This is a genomic window from Pseudomonas guariconensis (genome assembly GCF_015680235.1).
Lineage (GTDB): Bacteria > Pseudomonadota > Gammaproteobacteria > Pseudomonadales > Pseudomonadaceae > Aquipseudomonas > Aquipseudomonas guariconensis_A.
Genome location: NZ_JADLJL010000001.1, coordinates 213,598 through 232,768, shown reverse-complemented (window position 1 = coordinate 232,768; position 19,171 = coordinate 213,598). Strand labels below are relative to the sequence as shown.

Sequence of the window (19,171 nt, the reverse complement as noted above, 5' to 3'; positions counted from 1 at the left end):
GTGATAGCATTGCACTATTCTTCGCGGAGGGTGAAATGCTTAAGTTCTTTCTTGTCGCGCTTGCAATGGTTACTGGTGCCACGTTTGCTGCTGAGCAGTCACAGTTAGATCACCATCAATCATGCCGGAAAACATCAGGCGCCTATCGAATTTTGTTCATAGGCGACAGCATTACGCTTCACGGCGTTAGTGACTGGACTCGAAAGAGCCTAGGCTGGACTCACGTGTCAGGTATGGCGGCTTCAAAGCCTGGAAAAGACTATGCAAGCGGCTTGGTGAATCGCATTGCTAGCCAGCGAAAACAGCAGGTTGTATCCTGCTTCCATACATACGGTGGATCAGGAAAGGCGCTCGAGCGCTTGCATGCTATGAATGAGGTTGCTGACTCTGATCCTGATCTAGTCATCATTCAGCTTGGCGAGCATGAGAAGGAGTCAGACGGAGAGAGCGCTCTTCGTAAGTCTTATGCCGCCCTGCTGCAGGCGGCCAAGTCACTTCCTAGCAAACCTATAGTTCTGGCAGTTGGGCCGTGGTCAGGGGCAGCGAGATCCCCAGCGGGAGAATATGCCGGCTGGCCTGGTGTGATTGATCGTGTAATGGCCAGTACTGCTGCGGAAAAAGGAGTCCCGTATCGCTCCGTCAGAGATATAAGCTTTATCCCTGAAACAAAGGGTTGGGGCGTGTCCGATGGGGTTAAATGGCACCCAAACGATATTGGGCACTCCTTATATGCTGAACGGCTTTTCAGGATGTATCTCGCCGCGAAGGGGTCTAGGGCGGAATCGAGAAAATGAATAGATAAAGCTCGGAAATCGCGGGCTTTCCTTGGTTTGGAGAAAAGCCAGCACGCCCATCGCCGAGCAGAAACTGCTACAGCCCCTTCCCAATGCCCGCCCAGTCGCGGGCTTTTTCATGCCTGGAGAAAACGATGGCCAGACTCACCGAATCCCAGGCCGGAGGCGCGAGCGTGCTCCGGTTTCTTGATCTGATCGCCTTTTCGGAAGGCACGTCGACCGTCGCCGGCAGCGATGACGGGTACAACGTCCTGTATGGGCGGGGCCTGTTTACGGGCTACGCCGACCACCCACGCCAGAAGTTGACCTTCCCCATAAACGGCAGGCCGGTGACCAGCACAGCTGCCGGCCGGTACCAGCTGCTTGAACGTTACTGGGATGCGTACCGGGTCAGCCTGCGCCTGTCCGGTGGCTTCACGCCGGAGAATCAGGACCGCATTGCGCTGCAGCAGATCCGTGAGCGTAGGGCGTTGGAAGACATCAAGGCCGGCCGCATTGCCGATGCGATCGCCAAGGCATCGAACATCTGGGCCTCGATGCCTGGCAATAACTACGACCAGAACCCGCACCGCCTGGACAAGCTGCTGGCGCAGTGGGTGAAGCTGGGTGGGGTGTTGGCGTGAGCGGCTGGGCGCTGCGCCTCGCCGGAGCCGGTCTGCTGGTCCTGCTCGGCATGGCTGTCGGTACCTGGGCCACTACCAGCCACTTCCGCCCGCTGCTTGATGATCAGCAGGACAAGGCAGCCCAGTGCACCGCCGCGCGCGACAACCTGGCTGGCTTGGCCGCGGAGCAGGGCAAGGCCCTGGGCGAGCTGACCCTGGCCGCGAATGAGCGCCAGGCCAGGGCGGAGCAGGCGGTGAACGATGCCCGGGCCAGTGCAAAGGACGACTACGCCGCGGCCAATCGCCTGCAGCAGGAGCGAACCGGCGGCGATCAGTGCGTGGCCGCGACCTCGATCATCGATAAGGAGCTGGGGTTATGAGGCTGGGGCTTAACTTGCGTTTCTGCAGGAGCGGAGCGGGGTGGTTTCGCGCTGAAGGCCGTGTAATCCGTGGCCTAGCCTGTAGGAGCGGGATACTTCTGACCCTGGCCCTGGCTGGGTGCGCCGGTAAAGTAGAGCCGCAAGTGCAATACGTGCGCGTCGAGGTACCTGTACAGGTGCCGTGTCGTGCACCGGAGATTGCGGTGCCGGCCTGGGCAGCCGCCGGCCTGCGCAGGACCGATAGCTTGGAAGTGAAGGTGCGGGCGCTGCTGGCCGAGCGGCGGCAAAGGATCGGATATGAGAAGCAGCTCGAGGCTGCCGTTTCGTCCTGCCGTTAAATGGGGGTGATCAAGTCCCGACCCTGGTTTCGGACATTCCCCACTGCTACGCTTACCCGGCACCACTCGAAGGCCTTTGCGGGCTCGCCCAAGTTGAGCGCCATTTGCTCTGCCTGTTCCTTGGCCGTGCCTGGTGCCACCCACTCCCGCGCCAGATCAGGCGAAAGCACGACTGGCCTTCGGTCGTGCACATCGACCATACCTCCCTGGGCGTCGGTGGTGATGATCACAAACCCATCGTGCTCGCTGCCCGTGAACTGGCCGATGCTGGCGCAAAGGGCAGGGCGCCCATCCCGCCGACGGATGTAGTAGGGCTGCTTCTTCGGCCCACCTTCATCGACCCACTCATACCACCCGTCCACTGGCGTGATTGCTCGGTGCGGCCAGACCGCTCGGAAGAATGGCCCGTGAGCCACTTTCTCGACCCGGGCGTTGATTGGCGCCGCTCGATCGGTTGCCCAGTGCGGCCGCCATCCCCACCTCACCAGGTCCGCGCGCGGGCCTGCGTCATCTACCCGCAGCACTGCAACCGACGTGGTCGGCGCGACGTTGTACCGGCCAAGCGGCTGGTCGCCGACGTTGTTCCGCCACGCCTCGGGCAGACTGAGGGTTTCCACGAAGTCATGTATCCCGCGGTACTGGCTGAGCCTTCCGCACATCTCTTTCCCTCCCCATGAACTGACAAGCATAGCTCCGCCCGTCGCCATGGCTTTTCCTGGCCAGTCATCTGGTGAAATACTGTTCACATATACAGTATTTCGGTGACCCTATGTACTTCCTTCTCACTCGCCGCCGTGAGCGCGGCGTCGCCATCCCCAGAGACCAGCTCGCGAAGATCAAACCGCTGCGGGCTGATGTGCACATTGAGTACAGCCATAGCAAGGTGCTGGGTCGGCCATGCATTGAGGCATGGGTGTTCAACCCGACGCCGGGAGGCGACATCATCCCTCGGCTGCACGATGCGTGCGTGAATGGCATGGCAACGCTCGGAATGAACATCACCGGATTCGAAGAGATCGACGGCGTGCTGTACGCGCAGTCGTGGTGGTGCCGCCTGGAATGATAACCGGGCTGCCAAAGGCCTGGCTGGCAGAGCTGGGCGACCAGGTCGCGTTGATCGCTGATCCAGATGGCCGCGCGGCCGTTCTCAGCGAGATGGCCTATGCCGCGCACCGGCGGCAGGATATCGATGAAGGTGACCTAGTGGACATGCTGGAGATAGCCGAGTCGGCCAGACTGTGGGCGCTGGTCGAGCACGAAAACGAAGGGGGAGAGTGACGCCTGCCAAGGGCTGGAGGCGGGGCGGCAGAACGCCGGGGCAGGGGGGGGGAATCGGTTCCAAAACTAAAACGACGACCCTTGCAGTATGCGGCCTGTAGCCGTGCCGTTTCCTGTTTGTTTTGGAATCGATTTCGACCCTGAGGACGCAGGCGCTGGACGTTTGTACCACGGTCTTGAAAACCGTCGATGGGCAACTATCCTAGAGTTCGAATCTCTACGCTTCCGCCATATTCAAAGCCCTGATTTATCAGGGCTTTTTGCGTTTTTGAGGCATGGAAAATCTAACCATGCCTTCGGGCGAATGTCGCGGAACTGGAGTTGGCCGACCCGGCCGGCCAGTACTGGGTCGCCAGGGGGGGCAACTGCGGCCTTAACCGCTTCCGCCCGAGCATCGTCCCAGCGATGGCGAAGCATGAGTGTCGTGACCCGCCTTCCATTGTCGATCAGCAGTCAGTATGTATGGATCCGTGAGCCGCGTTACGCTCCAGAATCTTCCTGACCAGGGCACTCAGGCTGCTTTCCACGCCGTACACCTCGAGCATGATTCTCAGCTTCTTATGGGGCTTCTTTTGCTCCACGCCGAGGGCATCGCCCTAAATGTCGTCCCGCCTCATCACCAGCACGTCTGTAGGTCGCTGGCCCGTCAAACGCTTGGTCCATGGCATCTTTCAGTTTGCCCACCGCTTTTGCATATACTGCACTCCAAATCGAGTCGTTCGCATAGCCGGTGGAGCCGATAAGGCCAACATTTGGAATTGTGCGGACCGTCCAAGGCCCCAGGTGTGCTTGCTCATCGTGTGAGCCTCAATAGGACCGCATTGGCCACTAGCTGAAGGGATTGCTTACATGGAAAGAAGCTATTTCGTAACAATGCTTGCACTGATCCTTCATCAAATAGATGCCGCGTACTGGCAGGAGTGGAGATGTTTTTCCTACCGGGCGGGGTGCAGGGCTTCTTGCTGTTCAATATCTTCGCAATACCTGTGGTTCTGGTTGGGTATCGAAACGTGTTGCTGGGTGCGGTCAACGCGGTGGTCTTTGCAAAAATTTGTGCTGGCCTAGGCCTGATCACGTTCCTTATCCATGCCGGTTTCGGCTTGGCTGGCTTTCACCAGTTTCATCTGCCTGCTTCGATATCCGTCCTAATGCTGTGCTTGGTCGGTTCCATATGGCTGATGGCTAAAATCCGCTCCTCGGTACCGTGAGGGTCGGCGCCGTTTCTTTGACCCGACATGGGTGCGCAATTCATCAGCACCGCAGAGCAACTTGAGTGGTTCAGAGTGATGAACGTTGGCCGCTGGTATCCATGTCGAATAACTACTTAGGGAAAAGATATGTCCATCTATGCAATCACCATCCCCTGTTTCGCCCAAATGTTACGGGCCCTATCGACTCTTTTGTCCAAGGGAGAGTCCTGCGCGCTTGAAAGGGGCTACGATCCGGTAATCTTGCTTGAGTCTCGGCTAGCACCTGACATGCACAATCTTTCTCGGCAGGTTCAATATGCATGTGTCCAGGCGCAGGAGGCGGTTCAGCGGCTTACACATCAGCCGCTTGAGACGCTCTCGCCGCCAGAGGACATCGCATCGGCGAAGGCGCTGATTGAACGAACGTTGCGGTTCTTAGAAGCTGCTGATGCCGTAGCGATAGATGCAGCAGCAGACCTCAAGATCTCAATCGTGCTACCAAATCACATCACCTTTGATATGACCGGCAGTGAGTACGCAGTCGATTGGGTTACGCCACAGTTTTACTTTCATCTCGTTACGGCCTACAACATTCTGCGTCACAATGGCGTTCCGCTCGGAAAAGCCGATTACGTGCAGCACATGTTCGCCTATCTGCGACAGTGAACCACTCGCTAGGCTCTGTCTGAAAAGCCTTGATACTTGGTCATGCTGCGTTGAAAACAGCCTCGGAATGCTCATTTACAACCCGTAAACTCCGCTTCCTCGGCTGTTTTCGCCTTGCCTGACCGGCGTCTCAAGACTTTTCAGACAGAGCCTAGACGGGCGCTTAGGAAATGTGCCGAGACCCGCTACTGGTTATGGAAAACGTCTCTAGGGTTAGCACAGACCAAATCGCCCATCTACAACGCCCGAAGCATCTCCCAGAACGAAGCCCCCACACCCAAAATACTCTCACCAGCAATCAACCCCGCCGCCGCCGTAATCGCGAATCGCTCAGTGACACTCGGCCAACGGCAGCTAACCAGCCAAGTGAGTACCGCACCCAAGCCCATCATCATGCTGATCGATGCCGGCAATATGAAAGCCAACCCCAACGCTGCCGTACTCGGCAGCCAGCGTGCCAGCCGTTGCGGCAGCAGGCTGTCCAACGCGCCAAGTAGCACGCCAATAAAACTTCCGGTCGCTATCGCATAGCGGATTTCCGGCGAAAGTGCCTGCAGCCCCTGGGTTAGCGTTTCGGCCACCGCTTTCCAGGTCGCTACGGCCGGTGCGGGCCATTGCTCGGTGAGCAGCAGGGCCTGCGGATCGGGAATCAGCATCAGGTAGACCAGTACGCCAAACACGCTGCCGATAAAGATGCCGATGCATTGCGCGATCAACTGCTTGTGCGGCGTTGCGCCGATCGCCTGGCCGACCTTGAAGTCGTTCATCAGGTCGGTGGATTGCCCGGCTGCGCCACCCGCCGTGTTGGCGCTCATCAGGTTGATGGTCACCTGGCCCGGGGCGATCAGCCCGAAGCTCAGTTGCGACAGCTTGCCGATAGCGCCGATCGGCGCGATGCCGGTGGCGCCGACCACGCGCGCGGCGACCACCGCCAGGCACACCGCCAATGGAATGCTCAACAGAGCCATCCACCAATCAATGGCGAACAGTAGGACTTGCAGGGGCACGATCAGCGCGATGGAGAGCAGTAGCCCCGAAGCAGGCCACGGGGAAAACCGTATCTGGGGGCTCGGTGTGCGATTTGCCTTGAGGTCGGCGGGCAACCGTCGATGCGCTTGCAATAGACGAACAGCCAAAGACGTCAGGGTCGCACAAACCATCAGGCTCACCCCCGGCCATAACAACCACTCCACCAATGCGGCAAACTGTGGGCCGCTGGCGTTTGGGGCGAGCACCACCAGCGCATGGTCGATCAGCCTGGGCGCTAGCCCGCCCCATGCCAGCGCGGCGCCGAAGAGCAACGTCAGGCCCACGCGAATGCCGATGATGCTGCCAAAGCCGATGAGCATCAGCGAAGGGTCGGCAGTGAAGGTCAGGCGTTCTAACGTGGGTGTGGGTGACCAACGCGGTATCGTCCAGGCGAACACATCAATCCATTTCACCAGCGCTGACAGCAGCGCGGCGCTGAACAGAACCTTGATCCGCGCCATGGCTTCACGCCCCTGGCTGTAGATCTGCTGCAAGGTCTCCAGGGTAGCAATGCCTTCGGGAAACTTCAGGTTAGGGTCGGCGAGCAGGGTGGGGCGCAGGTACCAGGCGATCCAGATGCCCAGGAAACTCACGGAGAAGACCCAGGCCATCATGGGCACCGGGTCCAGCTGGTGGCCGGTGAGCAGTGTATAGGCGGGAATGGGCGCGACAAGCCCGCCGGAAACGATGGAGGCGGCGGCCGAAGCCACGGTTTGGTTGATGTTGCTTTCGTGCAGCGACCATGCCGGCAGGCCCTTCCTGCCTCCCGCCAGGCCCTGCCACAGGGCACAACCGACCAGCAAGGCGATTATCGACATGTTGAACGACCAGCCGATCTTGAGCCCCGCATAGACATTCGATGGCGTGAGCAAAATGCCCAGCACCGCGCCGGTGAGCACGGCCCGCAGGCTCAGTTCACGTTCTACGCGAATCGTTGAGAAAACGGTGGATGGAGCATGTCCCATGGCAATCCTTTGTAGAAGTTACAGGCGCCGTCTGGGCTACTGAGTTCCGAATGCCGCGAAGGTTCACCGTAGACACTCCGTAAGCGGCGGCTCGGGAACACAGCGGCTTATCATGACCGTTTGCTATCGACACCTAACTGCCGGTGTACTCAGCGGTAATCTTTTGTGGGAGATTAACCAGCCCTTCGGGCTGTGCTGTCGCGCAGAGCATAAAGCACCTCTGTGGGAACGGGCTTGTCCCGCGATCAAGGGCGAAGCCCTTGCCAGATGACGAGATATCGGGCCCGGCCGATCGCGGGGCAAGCCCCCACAGGGGAGAGTTCGATCACGGCTGTGTGGCCAGCCCTTGAGGCCAGGCGAAAGTGCCCATTCACAGTGGGTACTGGCTGGTGGGCAGCACGCCCAGCTGGTCGAAGTCGATGAACCGTTGGCAGCTGTCCATCATCACCGCGAGGTTGTGCTGGAACTTCGCCGCATCGCCCGGTGCATCGAAGAACGCCTGCGGGTCGTTCATGGCGGCGGGCGGGAAGCACTCCTCGACGATGGCCGCCAGCGGCGCGGCACCGGGGGTGAGCACCTGCACCACCAGGTTCTGCACGTATTCGAAGTTGTCCTGGGTATCGATGGCCACCCGCGTGTGGTAGTTCTGCCACACCTCGAGCCAGGCCTCGTGGGTCAAGCGTGCTGGCCGCTGAAGGAAGGCCAGTTGCGAGAACCCGTGGGTGCGCTGGCCGAGCTGGGCAGGGAAGCGGGTGTTGCGGATAGGCACCGATTCGCACACCAGGTACCCGGCGATGCGTGCGCAGCTGGCGTGCAGGGTGTCGTCGAACGGGCGACGGAACTCGGCGATGGCGGTGTCGAGCCAGAAGCTCAGCACGGCCTGGGGCAGGGGGCCGGCCTGTTGCTGGCGCAGGCCCTGGGCGGGGCTGACGTCGGCATCGGCGAGGTTCAATTGCAGGTGCCGGGCGCCGAGGGTCTGCAGGCGGTCGGCGAGGGGGCCGCGCAGTGCAGCGGCGAACGACTCGGAGGTGTCTTGCTCAGGTTGCCAAAGCAGGTAGATGACTTTCTGCACGAAGCTCTCCTTACACACGGCGTGGTCGGGAATGACCTTGAGCGGACCATGGTCGGCCTTCGGTGTGGCTTTGGAATCCTCTGAACGGACTAGACGGTGACACCGCGTCTGGCCAACTCGCAAGAACCAGCAAGATTCGATCCAACGGGGTTGCCACATCGCTGCCAGAAGCCGACGAACTGCACCTGTAAGTCGTTGATAGCTATGAAGTGTTCGTCGCCAGGCCGAATGGGGTTCGGTTGCCAGGCTGATAATCCGCCGAATAACAACAATTAGGAAACGCCCGTGAAGCTGGAAACGCGAAGTATCGAGTTTGTCCCCCACGCCGAACGCTATGGTTCACCCAAACGGCTGTTCACGATCTGGTTCAGCTCCAATTTCCAGGTGACGGCCCTGATGGTCGGCACCTTGGGTATCGCCTCAGGCCTGAGCTTTGCCTGGACATTGCTCGGCCTGCTGGTCGGCAACCTGGTGGGTACCATCTTCATGGCCGCGCACTCCGCCCAGGGGCCTCACCTGGGCGTGCCGCAAATGATCCAGAGCCGGGCGCAGTTCGGCGTGCATGGCGCTGCGATTCCATTATTGGTGATGGTCACGGCCGCCGTGCTGTTCCTGGCCGCCAGCGGCGTGCTCATGCGCGACGCCTTGAAGGCCTTGCTGCCGATCAGCGACGACCAGGCGATCATCCTGGTCGGCGTGCTGACATTCGTCATCGGCTTCATCGGCTACGAGCTGATCCACCGCCTGGGGGCGTGGATGAGCCTGCTGTCCACCCTGGTGTTCGGCGGCGCCCTGGTGTTGATCCTGCTGCACCCCGGCGAGGCCGGGGTGAGTACCTCGCTCAGCAGCGGTTTCTCCTGGACGGCCTTCAACCTGGTCGTGGCACAGGCGGCGTCCTGGACGCTCGGGTATGGCCCTTACGTAGCCGACTATTCGCGCTACCTGCCGGCAAACGTGAACACCCGCACCACATTCTGGACAACCTATTGCGGCTGCGCGCTGGGCTCGTTCGCCATGATGGCCCTGGGCGCCTTGCTGGCTGTCGCCATCCCATCCGCGCTCGGCCACGACCCTGCCACCGCCATCGCCACCTTGTTCGGGCCCTGGGCGCCGCTGGCGTTGGGTGTGATTGCGCTGGGCGTCATCCAGTACAACGTGCTCTGCCTGTACAGCGCCTACATGTCGTCGGTGACCATCTTCGGCGCCTTCGGTGAACTGCGGCACGTCACGGCGTCGGCAAAAGCGCTGATCATGGCCGTGCTGACCGTGGCGGCGACGCTGATCGCCATCGCCACCCAGTACCGGTTCGACACTTTCTTCGCCGACATCCTGATCGGCCAGCTCTACCTCCTGATCCCGTGGAGTGCGATCAACCTGGCTGACTACTACTGGGTCTGCCGTGGGCACTATGAAGTCGGGGAGCTGTACAACGCCAAGGGGCGCTACGGGCGCTTCAATCGCCGCACGCTGGCGGTGTATGCCGTCTCGATCATCGGCACCATTCCGTTCATGAAGCTGTCGTTCTACACCGGTTTCGTCGCGAACTGGCTGGGGGCGGATATCAGCTGGGCGGTGGGCCTGGTCCTGGCGGGGGCCTTGTATTGCATGGTCAACAGCCAGCCTGCGGCCAAGTCTGCAGCGCTGCAGGCGTCCGTACCTGACTGAGGGCCAACCTGGCGCCCCAACCCCAAGAGGCCGGGGCCTGTTCTCCAGCGCCCAAACCAGAACCCAATCTTACACGGCGGCCATCTGGGCTGGCCAACTGCGGCGCAGCCTTCACTGAAGCGCCGCCATCGCCCTACGAAACTGCAGATACACCCGGGTGCCCTGCGGCGCCAGGTTGCTCAGGCTCGCTTGCCCGTCAAAACGTTCCATCACCTGCCGGACCATGACCAGGCCGATACCGAGGCGGCCTTGCTTGGTGGTGTAGAACGACTTGAACGCCATCATCTCCTGTTGCCGGTTGAGTCCGGGGCCGGTGTCGTCGATCAGCAGCACCACCTGCGCGTCGTTGCGCTCGAGCGTGACCGTCAGCGCTCCACCACTGGGCATGGCATCGATGGCATTGGCCAGGACGCTGTTCAGAACCTGGATGAGCAGCAGGTGATGACTGGTCACCATGACGCTGCCATCGGCATCGAACGTGACCTCGATCCTTGCCTGGCGAAGCTGGGGCGCGAAGCCGTCGAGCGCCGTGTGCACTGCCTGCACCAGGTCGACCGGCTCCGACTCCCCGCGTAGCGGGCGCAGGCATTGCAGCAGCTCGCCCACCCAGTTCGACATCCGGTCGACCTGGGCGATGATGTCGGTGATGTTGCGCACTGCCGGCTGGCCCGGCATGACCTGGGCCAGCTCGGCGCTGCTGCGGATGCTGGCCAGCGGGTTGCGCAAGCTATGGGCCACTGCGGTGGACATTTCCACCAGGCCGCCGTAGGTCTTGTTCGCCACCAGTTGGTCCTGTTGTGCAGCCAGCAGCTGTGCGGCGCGCCAGACGATCCAGAACAGGCCGAAGTAGATGATCAGCCCACCCAGGGCGGTGGCGGCCCAGATGAGCTGGTGCCCACGCTCTATCCGCTCGAGCAGGTCTACCGGCTCCTTGTACAGCTCCACCATGGCCAGGACCTTGCCTTGGCTGTCCATCAACGGGATGTAGTTCTCGACGAAGAACATCTTCGGCGCACGGGTGAACTGCTGCTCGGTCCGACCGGGCTCTACCTCGTCGTAGCGGGCGCTGATGCCTCCGCTTGAGCTGAATGCTGTCTCCAGCGCCTCGTCGTCATGCACCCTGCGGCCGACGAGGGCAGGGTTGGTCGACCAGATGATCTGGCGTTCGGTGGAAAAGATGCTGGCCAAAAGCATATCCGGCAGGTTGCTCAGGTGGTCGAGGAACTCCGAACGGGCCAGGTCACGGTTGTGCAGGGTATCGGTGGTGAGCATGCTGTAGGACGTGAGCGACAGCACGTCACCCATGTTCATGCCGAGCAGGCCATGGTGGCGGATTTCGCCGGCAGCCATGGACTGGATGAACTGCGCCGACAGTAGGGCGTCCCGCTCGAGGCTTTCATTGACCAGAAAGCGTGTCGACAACGAAGCCAGGCCAACCGCGACACCGCTGATGATGACGAAGCTGATCAGCGAGAAGCGCCGCATCAGGTTGAACGGCTCGCCGGGATCCGTTGACATGATCGTCGGTAGCAAGGAACGGAACCACCCAGCACGTAGTTGCATCGCGCCTCCGATGCTGCAGATGACCTGCCAGACAGTGTAGGTGCATACCTGCGCAATGGGGCAGGGAGGCTGGCTTGGTCGCCGCAGCGGCCCCATCGTTGACAAGCCAGCTCCTACCCGCCCGGCGTCGCTTTGCACCCACGCGGGCCTTGCCGTATTACTGGACACCGGGGCATGACCAAATGGCCACGGTTCCCCCCGGCAACCAACCCCGTTATCCTCTTGCTCTTCAAAGCAGGCATTCCAGGACGGTGACCATGACCAGGCACTGGCTGGTGCCGAGCATGGCGCTGCTTTTCTGCCCCATGCTGTTGGCCCAGCAGATCCAGCGCGAACTGGGCGATTTCGACTTCAAGCTGGGCACGACCGCTTCACGCACCATGGCCCAGGGGCTGATTTCCCCCAGCGCCGTCGGCGCCTTTCACGGTGGCCTGGACCTCAGCCACCCCAGCGGCTGGTACGTCGGCCAGTACGCCCCCAGCGTGGGCCTGTCCCCTACCTCGACCCTGCGCCTGGATAGCTACCTGGGTTACAAGCGGCGCTTCGACGACAGCCTGGGCCTGGAGGCCGGGTTGATCCACTACAGTCAGCCGAACCTCGCCGACAGCGACAGCTATGCGCTGTACGGCGGTGTTTCGGTATTCGGCAGCCGTTTCGGCGGCGCCCTGCGCGACAACCCCGGCAACCGCACCGGCACGCTGTTCGCCGATTTCGGCCAGTTGCCGCTGTTCGATGTCGGCCTCACCGTCAAGCTGGCCCATCATCGCCTCGGCACGCCTTTCACCATCGGCGACGGCAGCCATGTCGACACGTTCAACGACTGGTCGCTGGAGCTCTCGCGCCCCTGGCTGGGCATCGACCTCAACCTGATCTACAGCAACTCCGACCTGCGCGGTGCTGGTTGCGACGCCTATGCGGGCATCAACAGCTATTGCGAAAGCATGGTGACGCTCAAGGCCCAGCGCAGTTTCTTCTGAGGCCGCCACGGTCCATTGCGGTCCTGCTCACAGTTTGATGTGAAAAGGATGGCACTTTTCCCAGGATGGCCTACACCTGTTAGCAAGGAAGACGGTCAATGATCGACAGGAGTCGACATGCGCCATTTCTCGCCCCTTCATCTTCTTTCCTTTCTGGTCTCCCCCGCGCTCGTCTCGGGGGCCGACCGCGTTCGTCCCAGCGGCATTGCCAAGGAGGCCCACGACCCAGACCCGGTCCTACCGTGAAGCCGGCCCTGGCCGGTGCCAGGGCCCAGACCAATAACAATGATGGAAGCCCCGCATTGGTGGGCAAGGGCCCGAGCGATGCCCGGCTTGTGCGATCAAGGAGATCCGTGATGACCCCGTTCCAAGGAAAGCCTGCAGCCTTGGCCATGATGGCCGCCCTGTTCAGCCTCGCGGCCCAGGCCGGCACCTACCCGGACTATGGCTATGCTCCGCCCGCCAGCTACAAAGGCCCGACCTTCACCCTCAGCCAGAGCTACCCCAACACGCCGCCCCAGGGCACCTTGCCGGCGTTCTTCAAGTTGCTGCCGGCCAAGCCGGACAACAACTTCGAGACCTGGCGCGCCTACATGGATGCGGCGAAGGCCTATTGCTTGGAAGGCAACGTCGAAGCCGACTGGTACGTGCAGAACAACAAGGTGCGCAACTGGTACCACATGCCCTGGCAGCACTACGGGCCGCTGGGGCGCGAAGGCATCCACGGCCTGACCAAGGAAGCGCAAATCCAGGCCAGGCAATTGGCGGCGGGGCAGGCCGCGACCGGGCAGACCTACGCGGTAGGTATCTACAACGACATCGGCGCCTATACCCTCGGCCAGGTCTGGAAGGACCCGCAGAACCCCGACCCGAGCTTCACCTCCAAGCCCAACAGCTTTGCCAACGGAACCGTGGTGTGCAAGGCACTGTTCGCCGATATCGACCGCAGCACGGTGCCGTTCCTGGCCAACCCGGTGCTGTGGCAGGGCTATATCACCGAGACGTTCCAGTCCGCCAACCGCAAGTTGAAGGAAGTGGCGCTGATCCAGATGGACATCGCCGTGCGCGATACTCGCATGAGCGACACTGGCTGGCTGTTCGGCACCTTCCAGTACAACGGCGCCAAGACCGGCAAAGCCGGCTGGGACAACCTGGTGCCGGTGGGCATCATGTGGGGCAACGACCCGCAGGTCACCAGCAACGACTACACCAACCCGGAGCCGACCGTCACCAAGATCAACCCCGCGTTGCAGCAGACCGCGATCAACGCCGATACCCAAGAGCTGCCGCCGACCCACCTGGGCTGGAATGGCCGGCTCAACGGCCCGGTGGACAACCCCAACAGCTCCTGCCTGAGCTGCCACATGACCGCCGAGGCGCCCCAGATGGCGATCATGAACCCGCTGTTCCAGGCGGACCCGCCAGCGGTGGGCTCGGCTGACTGGATGAAGTGGTTCCAGAACATCCCGGCCGGGGTGCCGTTCACGGCAGGCACCCAGAGCACCGACTACAGCCTGCAGATGTCGGGCGGCCTGGTGAACTTCTACCAATGGAAATGCGACATGAGCGGCATCTACGCCGATGGCGCCAACGCCTGTGCCAAGGTTGCGAGCATGAAGCTGAAGATGGCCAAGCCCGGCCATGGTGCACCACAGCCGATGCAGCGGGTGATTCGCGACCCGAGCCTGGAGCAATTGCTGGAATGACCCCGGCATGCCTCCGGGCACGGGTTGCCCGGAGGCATGAAAGGTTAGCCGTTTCGCAGCAAAACCCGGATAATGACAGCCATTTTGTTCTGCTTTTTATCACGGTATTCCCGCATGGAAATCAAGGTCAACTTTCTCGACAACCTTCGTCTTGAAGCCAAGTTCGATGACTTCACGGTCGTGGCCGACCAGCCCATCCGCTACAAAGGCGATGGTTCGGCCCCAGGCCCATTCGACTACTTCCTGGCGTCGTCGGCCTTGTGTGCGGCGTATTTCGTGAAGGTGTACTGCAATACGCGCAACATCCCCACCGATAACATCCGCCTGTCGCAGAATAACATCGTCGACCCGGAGAACCGCTACAACCAGGTTTTCAAGATCCAGGTCGAGCTGCCGGCCGACATTAGCGAGAAGGACCGCCAGGGCATCCTGCGCTCCATAGACCGCTGCACGGTCAAGAAAGTGGTGCAGACCGGGCCGCAGTTCATCATCGAGGAAGTCGAGAACCTGGACGCCGATGCGCAGGCGCTGCTGCTGGTGAACCCTGGCAACGATACCAGCACCTTCATCCCCGGCAAGGACCTGCCGCTGGAGCAGACCATCGCCAACATGTCGCAGATCCTCGCCGATCTGGGCATGAAGATCGAGATCGCCTCGTGGCGCAACATCGTGCCCAACGTGTGGTCGTTGCACATCCGCGACGCGCAGTCGCCGCTGTGTTTCACCAACGGCAAGGGTGCCACCAAGGAAAGTGCCCTGGCGTCGGCCCTGGGTGAGTTCATCGAGCGCCTGAACTGCAACTTCTTCTATAACGACCAGTTCTGGGGCGAGGAGATCGCCAACGCTGATTTCGTCCACTACCCGGACGAGCGCTGGTTCAAGCCGGGCCGCAAGGATGCCTTGCCGGCAGAGATCCTCGACCCGTACTGCCTGGAAATCTACGACCCCGAGGGAGAGCTGCGTGGCTCGCACCTGTATGACACCAACTCTGGCAACGTCGAGCGGGGCATCTGCTCGCTGCCGTACGTGCGCCAGTCCGATGGCGAGGTGGTGTACTTCCCGTCCAACCTGGTCGAGAACCTGTTCCTGAGCAATGGCATGAGCGCCGGCAATACCTTGGCCGAGGCGCAGGTGCAGTGCCTGTCGGAGATCTTCGAGCGTGCGGTCAAGCGCGAGATCCTCGAAGGCGAGCTGGCCCTGCCGGATGTGCCGCAGGAGGTCCTGGCCAAGTACCCTGGCATCCTGGCCGGTATCCAGGGGTTGGAAGAGCAGGGCTTCCCGGTGCTGGTCAAGGACGCTTCGCTGGGCGGCGAATTCCCGGTGATGTGCGTCACCCTGATGAACCCGCGCACCGGTGGCGTGTTCGCCTCGTTCGGCGCCCACCCAAGCTTCGAGGTGGCGCTCGAGCGCAGCCTGACCGAATTGCTCCAAGGGCGCAGCTTCGAAGGCCTGAACGATCTGCCGCAGCCTACCTTCGAAAGCCATGCGCTGACCGAGCCGAATAACTTCGTCGAACATTTCATCGACTCCAGCGGCGTGGTGTCGTGGCGATTCTTCAGTGCCAAGGCCGATTTCGAGTTCGTCGAGTGGGACTTCTCCGGCCAGGGCGAGGACTCCAACGTCGAGGAAGCCGCCACCCTGTTCGGCATTCTCGAATCGATGGGCAAGGAAGTGTACATGGCGGTGTACGAACACCTCGGGGCGACCGCTTGCCGCATTTTGGTACCGGGCTATTCGGAAATCTACCCGGTGGAAGACCTGATCTGGGACAACACCAACAAGGCCCTGGCGTTCCGTGCCGACATCCTCAACCTGCACCGCCTCGACGACGCTGCCTTGCAGGCGCTGGTCGAGCGGCTGGAGGACAGCGAGCTGGACGACTACACCGACATCAAGACCTTGATCGGCATCGAGTTCGACGACAATACCGCCTGGGGCCAGTTGACCATCCTCGAGCTCAAGCTGCTGATCTACCTGGCCTTGCAGGAGTTCGAAGCGGCCAAGGAGCTGGTCGAGGCGTTCCTGCAGTTCAACGACAACACCGTCGAGCGCGGGCTGTTCTACCAGGCTTTGAACGTGGTGCTGGAAGTGACGCTGGACGATGAGCTGGAGCTGGCCGATTACGAGGTCAACTTCCGGCGGATGTTCGGCGATGCGCGGATGGATGCGGTGCTGGGCTCGGTGCAGGGCAGCGTGCGTTTCCATGGCCTGACGCCGACTAGCCTGAAGCTCGAAGGGCTCGACCGGCATTTGCGTTTGGTCGAAAGCTACAAGAAGCTGCACCGTGCGCGGGCCAATGCGGTGGCGTAGGTTCGCCACCAGAATCTTGTGAGAGATCAACCTTTCGACTGCGCTCCGCGCAATAAATAGCTGCCTTTGCCTTAATAATTGGGGCCGCTACGCGCCCCATCGCGGGACAAGCCCGCTCAGGATCACGCAAACCTTGCCGATGACGGGTTCTTTGTAGGGCGGGCTTGTCCCGCGATGGTAGGTAAGATCATGCCACTGCGGGCGGGCGCCGCGCTGATCGTGCTGGCCACGGTATGGCCGTATGCCGCAAGGCTTCGGCGCACTGAGGCTCCTGAGGTCCAATCGCCGGCTTGCCGGCGATTGGGCACGATAAAGGCGCCGGCCTCAGCCTGTCGGCATGATCACCCGGAAGCGGGTGCCCTGGGCATGGCTGGATTCCACCTCGATATGCCCACCGTGGCCTGCGACGATCTCCGATACGATGAACAGGCCCAAGCCCAGCCCGGTGGGCTTTTTCTGTTTGTCCGTATACCGGGTGTAACGTCCTTTGGGACTGAACAGTGAGGGCAGGGCGCTGGCGGGAATCGGTTCGCCGAAGTTATGCACCTCGAGGATCACCCGCTCGCCGTCGCCACTCAGTAGGACCTTGATCGGCTGACGCGCTTGGCCATGACGGACCGCATTACCGATCAGGTTCGAGAACACCTGGGACATCCGCGCCCCATCGAACGCGCCGGCAATGGTCCGCTCATCGACCTGCACGATGTCGAGCCCGGGGTTACCGGCTTTGATTTCCTCGATTACAGCCTTGCAGACCTGGTTCAGCTCCGTGTGCGCACGAACGATCGGGATGCCTGTGCCCAGGTTGCAGTGCGCAAGGTCCAGCAGGTTCTTGACCATCTGGTTCGCCCGTTGCGCGCTGGTGGCGATCTGGGTCGCGACGTCTTTCTCGCGGCTAGTCAACTGGGGGCTCTTGCTCAGCAGGGACGAGCCCATGAGCACGGCGGTCAAGGGGGAACGCAGGTCATGGCCGAGCACGCCAAGCACGGTTTTGCGCGTCGACTCGACCTCCTGCCCATAGGCACCGATCGATTCGACCAGCGCCTGGTCGATCGCCTCGTTGAAGCGGATCATGTCGTCGACCTGGTAACTATGCTCCACCGGGTCTCGCGCCAGCCACAGGCGCAGCACGCTCGACCTCAGGGCGCGGTATTCCGACACCATCTGGTCGAGGGTGAAGCCATCGATGAGGCGAAGCACGGCGTGGGTCTGGGCGGCGGTCTCCTGGCTGGACGAGGGGCCCAGGCCATGGGACTTGGCGATCTGCTGCTGTTCTGTCTGTGGCGTGCGCATGTCCTGGGCCACCGTGCGCAGGATGTGTTCGGCATGGTTGCGCAGGCCATTGGCGCTCAGGTCCCGGTTCGGTGTCTCTACAGACCGTGCAAATGCTTCCCACGTTTGCAGGATGCTTTCCATGTTGTCCAGGATAAACGTTGAAAGTCGCATGGCAGGCCTTATGCATCAATGCGTCTGATGGGAGTGTGTTTTCTCGGGGCATGAACAGGCGCGATACCGCTCATGAGCACACACGTACTGGAAATAGAGTGTTAATGCTAGAACGGGTTTGAGCGCCGAGCCATATTGTCAAAGTGATATCGCGCTAGCCGTTCGCGCCACTCTGTTGGGCGCGATAACGGCTGGGTGCCTTCCCGGTCCAGCTGAGGAAAGCTCGGCGAAACGCCGCTTCACTGGCGAAGCCCAGGTGGCCGGCGATGCGCCCGATCGTCCAATCGGTATCGCGCAGGCAGCGCTGCGCCGACTCGCACAGGCTGAGCCGGCGCAGCGCCTGATAGCTGGAGCCTTCGGCGGCCAGGCGCCGACGCAAGGTCGGCAAGGTGGTGCCCAGGGCGGCGGCAATGGCGCTCAACGCCGGCACCTCCCGTTCATGGCTCAGCGCTGCATCGAGGAAACCGCGCACTTGCTGAGTGATCGCCACTGCGCTTGGGGGCGCTCCGATCAGGCGGAACGGAAAGTCCACCAGGAACAGCGCCAGCTCTGCAGGCGTGCGTATCACCTGACGAGACAGCAGTGCGGCATTGAAGCTGAAACCGTAGGTGCGCCTACCGACAGCGACTGGCGCATCGAACAGGCCGAGGAAGGGGGCAGCATCCTCGCGCTGGGGGTGGGCGAGAAAGACCTGGTCGGGCCGCAGTGGCTGCCCAATGAGCCAACCGAACAACTGCAGGTAGCAGAACAGCCCGGTCAGGTCCACCAGGCATGCCGCACTGCTGCGCTTGTGGCGCAACGAGTCCATGTGGAAGGTGGCCGTCGTGCCTTGGACCTCCAGGCTCAGGCTGCCTGCGCGCGGGTCGAGCATGGCGCAGAACTGCGCGGCACAGGCAATGGCTTCGTCCAGGTGCCCGCAACTGAGCAGGCAGCGGCACATCAGGTCAACCTCTGCCTTGCGCATCGGCGGTTGTCCTTCGCCTTGGGCGACTTTCGCCTCCAGTTGCTCGATGGCCTGGCGATACAGGGCGACAAAGCGCTGCGCCGCGGACAGCAAGGCCGATGGTGGCGGCTCCAGAGCGAGGTTGTTGCGTTGCAACTCCGCCAGCAGGCGGGTGTCCAGGCCCTGGGGAACTCGAACCGGTGCTGTGGAGTGCAACGCCATCTTCAACCTCGCCTGCTGATCGTTT

Annotated in this window: 16 protein-coding genes and 1 pseudogene; 11 read left to right on the top strand and 6 right to left on the bottom strand. The window is 61.6% G+C overall.

Annotation, left to right across the window (positions count from 1 at the left end; translation table 11 throughout):
- The first annotated feature begins 35 nt into the window (after window positions 1–35).
- From IRZ56_RS00985 to IRZ56_RS00975, 3 genes are all read left to right on the top strand, one after another.
- A complete protein-coding gene (locus tag IRZ56_RS00985) occupies window positions 36–794 on the top strand; it encodes an SGNH/GDSL hydrolase family protein (RefSeq protein ID WP_196143191.1) in 759 nt (252 codons plus the stop codon).
- Between the two features lie 134 nt (window positions 795–928).
- A complete protein-coding gene (locus tag IRZ56_RS00980) occupies window positions 929–1,417 on the top strand; it encodes a glycoside hydrolase family protein (RefSeq protein WP_196143190.1) in 489 nt (162 codons plus the stop codon).
- Complete coding sequence (locus IRZ56_RS00975) at window positions 1,414–1,776, top strand: hypothetical protein (RefSeq protein ID WP_196143189.1); 363 nt, start codon at window positions 1,414–1,416, stop codon at window positions 1,774–1,776. The genes IRZ56_RS00980 and IRZ56_RS00975 overlap by 4 nt, the downstream gene beginning before the upstream one ends.
- A 334-nt stretch (window positions 1,777–2,110) precedes the next feature.
- Here the strand turns inward: IRZ56_RS00975 and IRZ56_RS00970 are convergent, their stop codons facing one another.
- A complete protein-coding gene (locus IRZ56_RS00970) occupies window positions 2,111–2,773 on the bottom strand; it encodes an SOS response-associated peptidase (protein WP_196143364.1) in 663 nt (220 codons plus the stop codon).
- Between the two features lie 110 nt (window positions 2,774–2,883).
- Here IRZ56_RS00970 and IRZ56_RS00965 point away from each other — a divergent pair, with 110 nt between their 5' ends.
- The 4 genes and pseudogenes from IRZ56_RS00965 (at window position 2,884) to IRZ56_RS00950 (ending at window position 5,248) form a co-directional block, all read left to right on the top strand.
- Window positions 2,884–3,177: a hypothetical protein gene (locus tag IRZ56_RS00965; protein WP_196143188.1), complete on the top strand. Its 294-nt coding sequence runs from the start codon at window positions 2,884–2,886 to the stop codon at window positions 3,175–3,177.
- Window positions 3,174–3,392, top strand: coding sequence for a hypothetical protein (locus tag IRZ56_RS00960; protein ID WP_196143187.1), 219 nt, complete (start codon window positions 3,174–3,176; stop codon window positions 3,390–3,392). Before IRZ56_RS00965 ends, IRZ56_RS00960 begins: the two co-directional genes overlap by 4 nt.
- A gap of 849 nt (window positions 3,393–4,241) precedes the next feature.
- A pseudogene (locus tag IRZ56_RS00955) lies at window positions 4,242–4,600 on the top strand (DUF6713 family protein).
- A gap of 129 nt (window positions 4,601–4,729) precedes the next feature.
- Window positions 4,730–5,248 (top strand): DUF1993 domain-containing protein, encoded by a 519-nt coding sequence (locus tag IRZ56_RS00950; protein WP_196143186.1) that lies wholly within the window; start codon window positions 4,730–4,732, stop codon window positions 5,246–5,248.
- Window positions 5,249–5,484: 236 nt separating this feature from the next.
- Here IRZ56_RS00950 and IRZ56_RS00945 read toward each other — a convergent pair whose 3' ends face one another.
- Window positions 5,485–7,242 (bottom strand): OPT family oligopeptide transporter, encoded by a 1,758-nt coding sequence (locus tag IRZ56_RS00945; protein ID WP_196143185.1) that lies wholly within the window; start codon window positions 7,240–7,242, stop codon window positions 5,485–5,487.
- Window positions 7,243–7,612: 370 nt separating this feature from the next.
- Window positions 7,613–8,314, bottom strand: coding sequence for an EthD domain-containing protein (locus IRZ56_RS00940; protein ID WP_196143184.1), 702 nt, complete (start codon window positions 8,312–8,314; stop codon window positions 7,613–7,615).
- Window positions 8,315–8,599: 285 nt separating this feature from the next.
- Here IRZ56_RS00940 and IRZ56_RS00935 point away from each other — a divergent pair, with 285 nt between their 5' ends.
- Window positions 8,600–9,979: a purine-cytosine permease family protein gene (locus tag IRZ56_RS00935; protein WP_196143183.1), complete on the top strand. Its 1,380-nt coding sequence runs from the start codon at window positions 8,600–8,602 to the stop codon at window positions 9,977–9,979.
- A 111-nt stretch (window positions 9,980–10,090) separates the two neighbouring features.
- Here IRZ56_RS00935 and IRZ56_RS00930 read toward each other — a convergent pair whose 3' ends face one another.
- Window positions 10,091–11,497 carry a sensor histidine kinase gene (locus IRZ56_RS00930; RefSeq protein WP_230390296.1) on the bottom strand — a complete coding sequence of 469 codons (1,407 nt, stop codon included), beginning with the start codon at window positions 11,495–11,497 and terminating at the stop codon, window positions 10,091–10,093.
- A 302-nt stretch (window positions 11,498–11,799) separates the two neighbouring features.
- On the opposite strand from IRZ56_RS00930, the gene IRZ56_RS00925 reads away from it, so the two are divergent.
- The 3 genes from IRZ56_RS00925 to IRZ56_RS00915 all read left to right on the top strand — a co-directional run bounded on the left by IRZ56_RS00925 (window position 11,800) and on the right by IRZ56_RS00915 (window position 16,535).
- Complete coding sequence (locus IRZ56_RS00925) at window positions 11,800–12,519, top strand: TorF family putative porin (protein WP_196143181.1); 720 nt, start codon at window positions 11,800–11,802, stop codon at window positions 12,517–12,519.
- Between the two features lie 356 nt (window positions 12,520–12,875).
- A complete protein-coding gene (locus IRZ56_RS00920; RefSeq protein WP_196143180.1) occupies window positions 12,876–14,225 on the top strand; it encodes a hypothetical protein in 1,350 nt (449 codons plus the stop codon).
- A 114-nt stretch (window positions 14,226–14,339) separates the two neighbouring features.
- Window positions 14,340–16,535: an OsmC domain/YcaO domain-containing protein gene (locus IRZ56_RS00915; RefSeq protein WP_196143179.1), complete on the top strand. Its 2,196-nt coding sequence runs from the start codon at window positions 14,340–14,342 to the stop codon at window positions 16,533–16,535.
- 324 nt (window positions 16,536–16,859) lie between these two features.
- Here the strand turns inward: IRZ56_RS00915 and IRZ56_RS00910 are convergent, their stop codons facing one another.
- Entirely contained in the window at window positions 16,860–17,981 is a 1,122-nt protein-coding gene (locus IRZ56_RS00910; RefSeq protein WP_196143178.1) for a sensor histidine kinase, read from the bottom strand.
- Between the two features lie 154 nt (window positions 17,982–18,135).
- Complete coding sequence (locus IRZ56_RS00905; protein WP_196143177.1) at window positions 18,136–19,146, bottom strand: helix-turn-helix domain-containing protein; 1,011 nt, start codon at window positions 19,144–19,146, stop codon at window positions 18,136–18,138.
- Window positions 19,147–19,171: the final 25 nt, after the last annotated feature.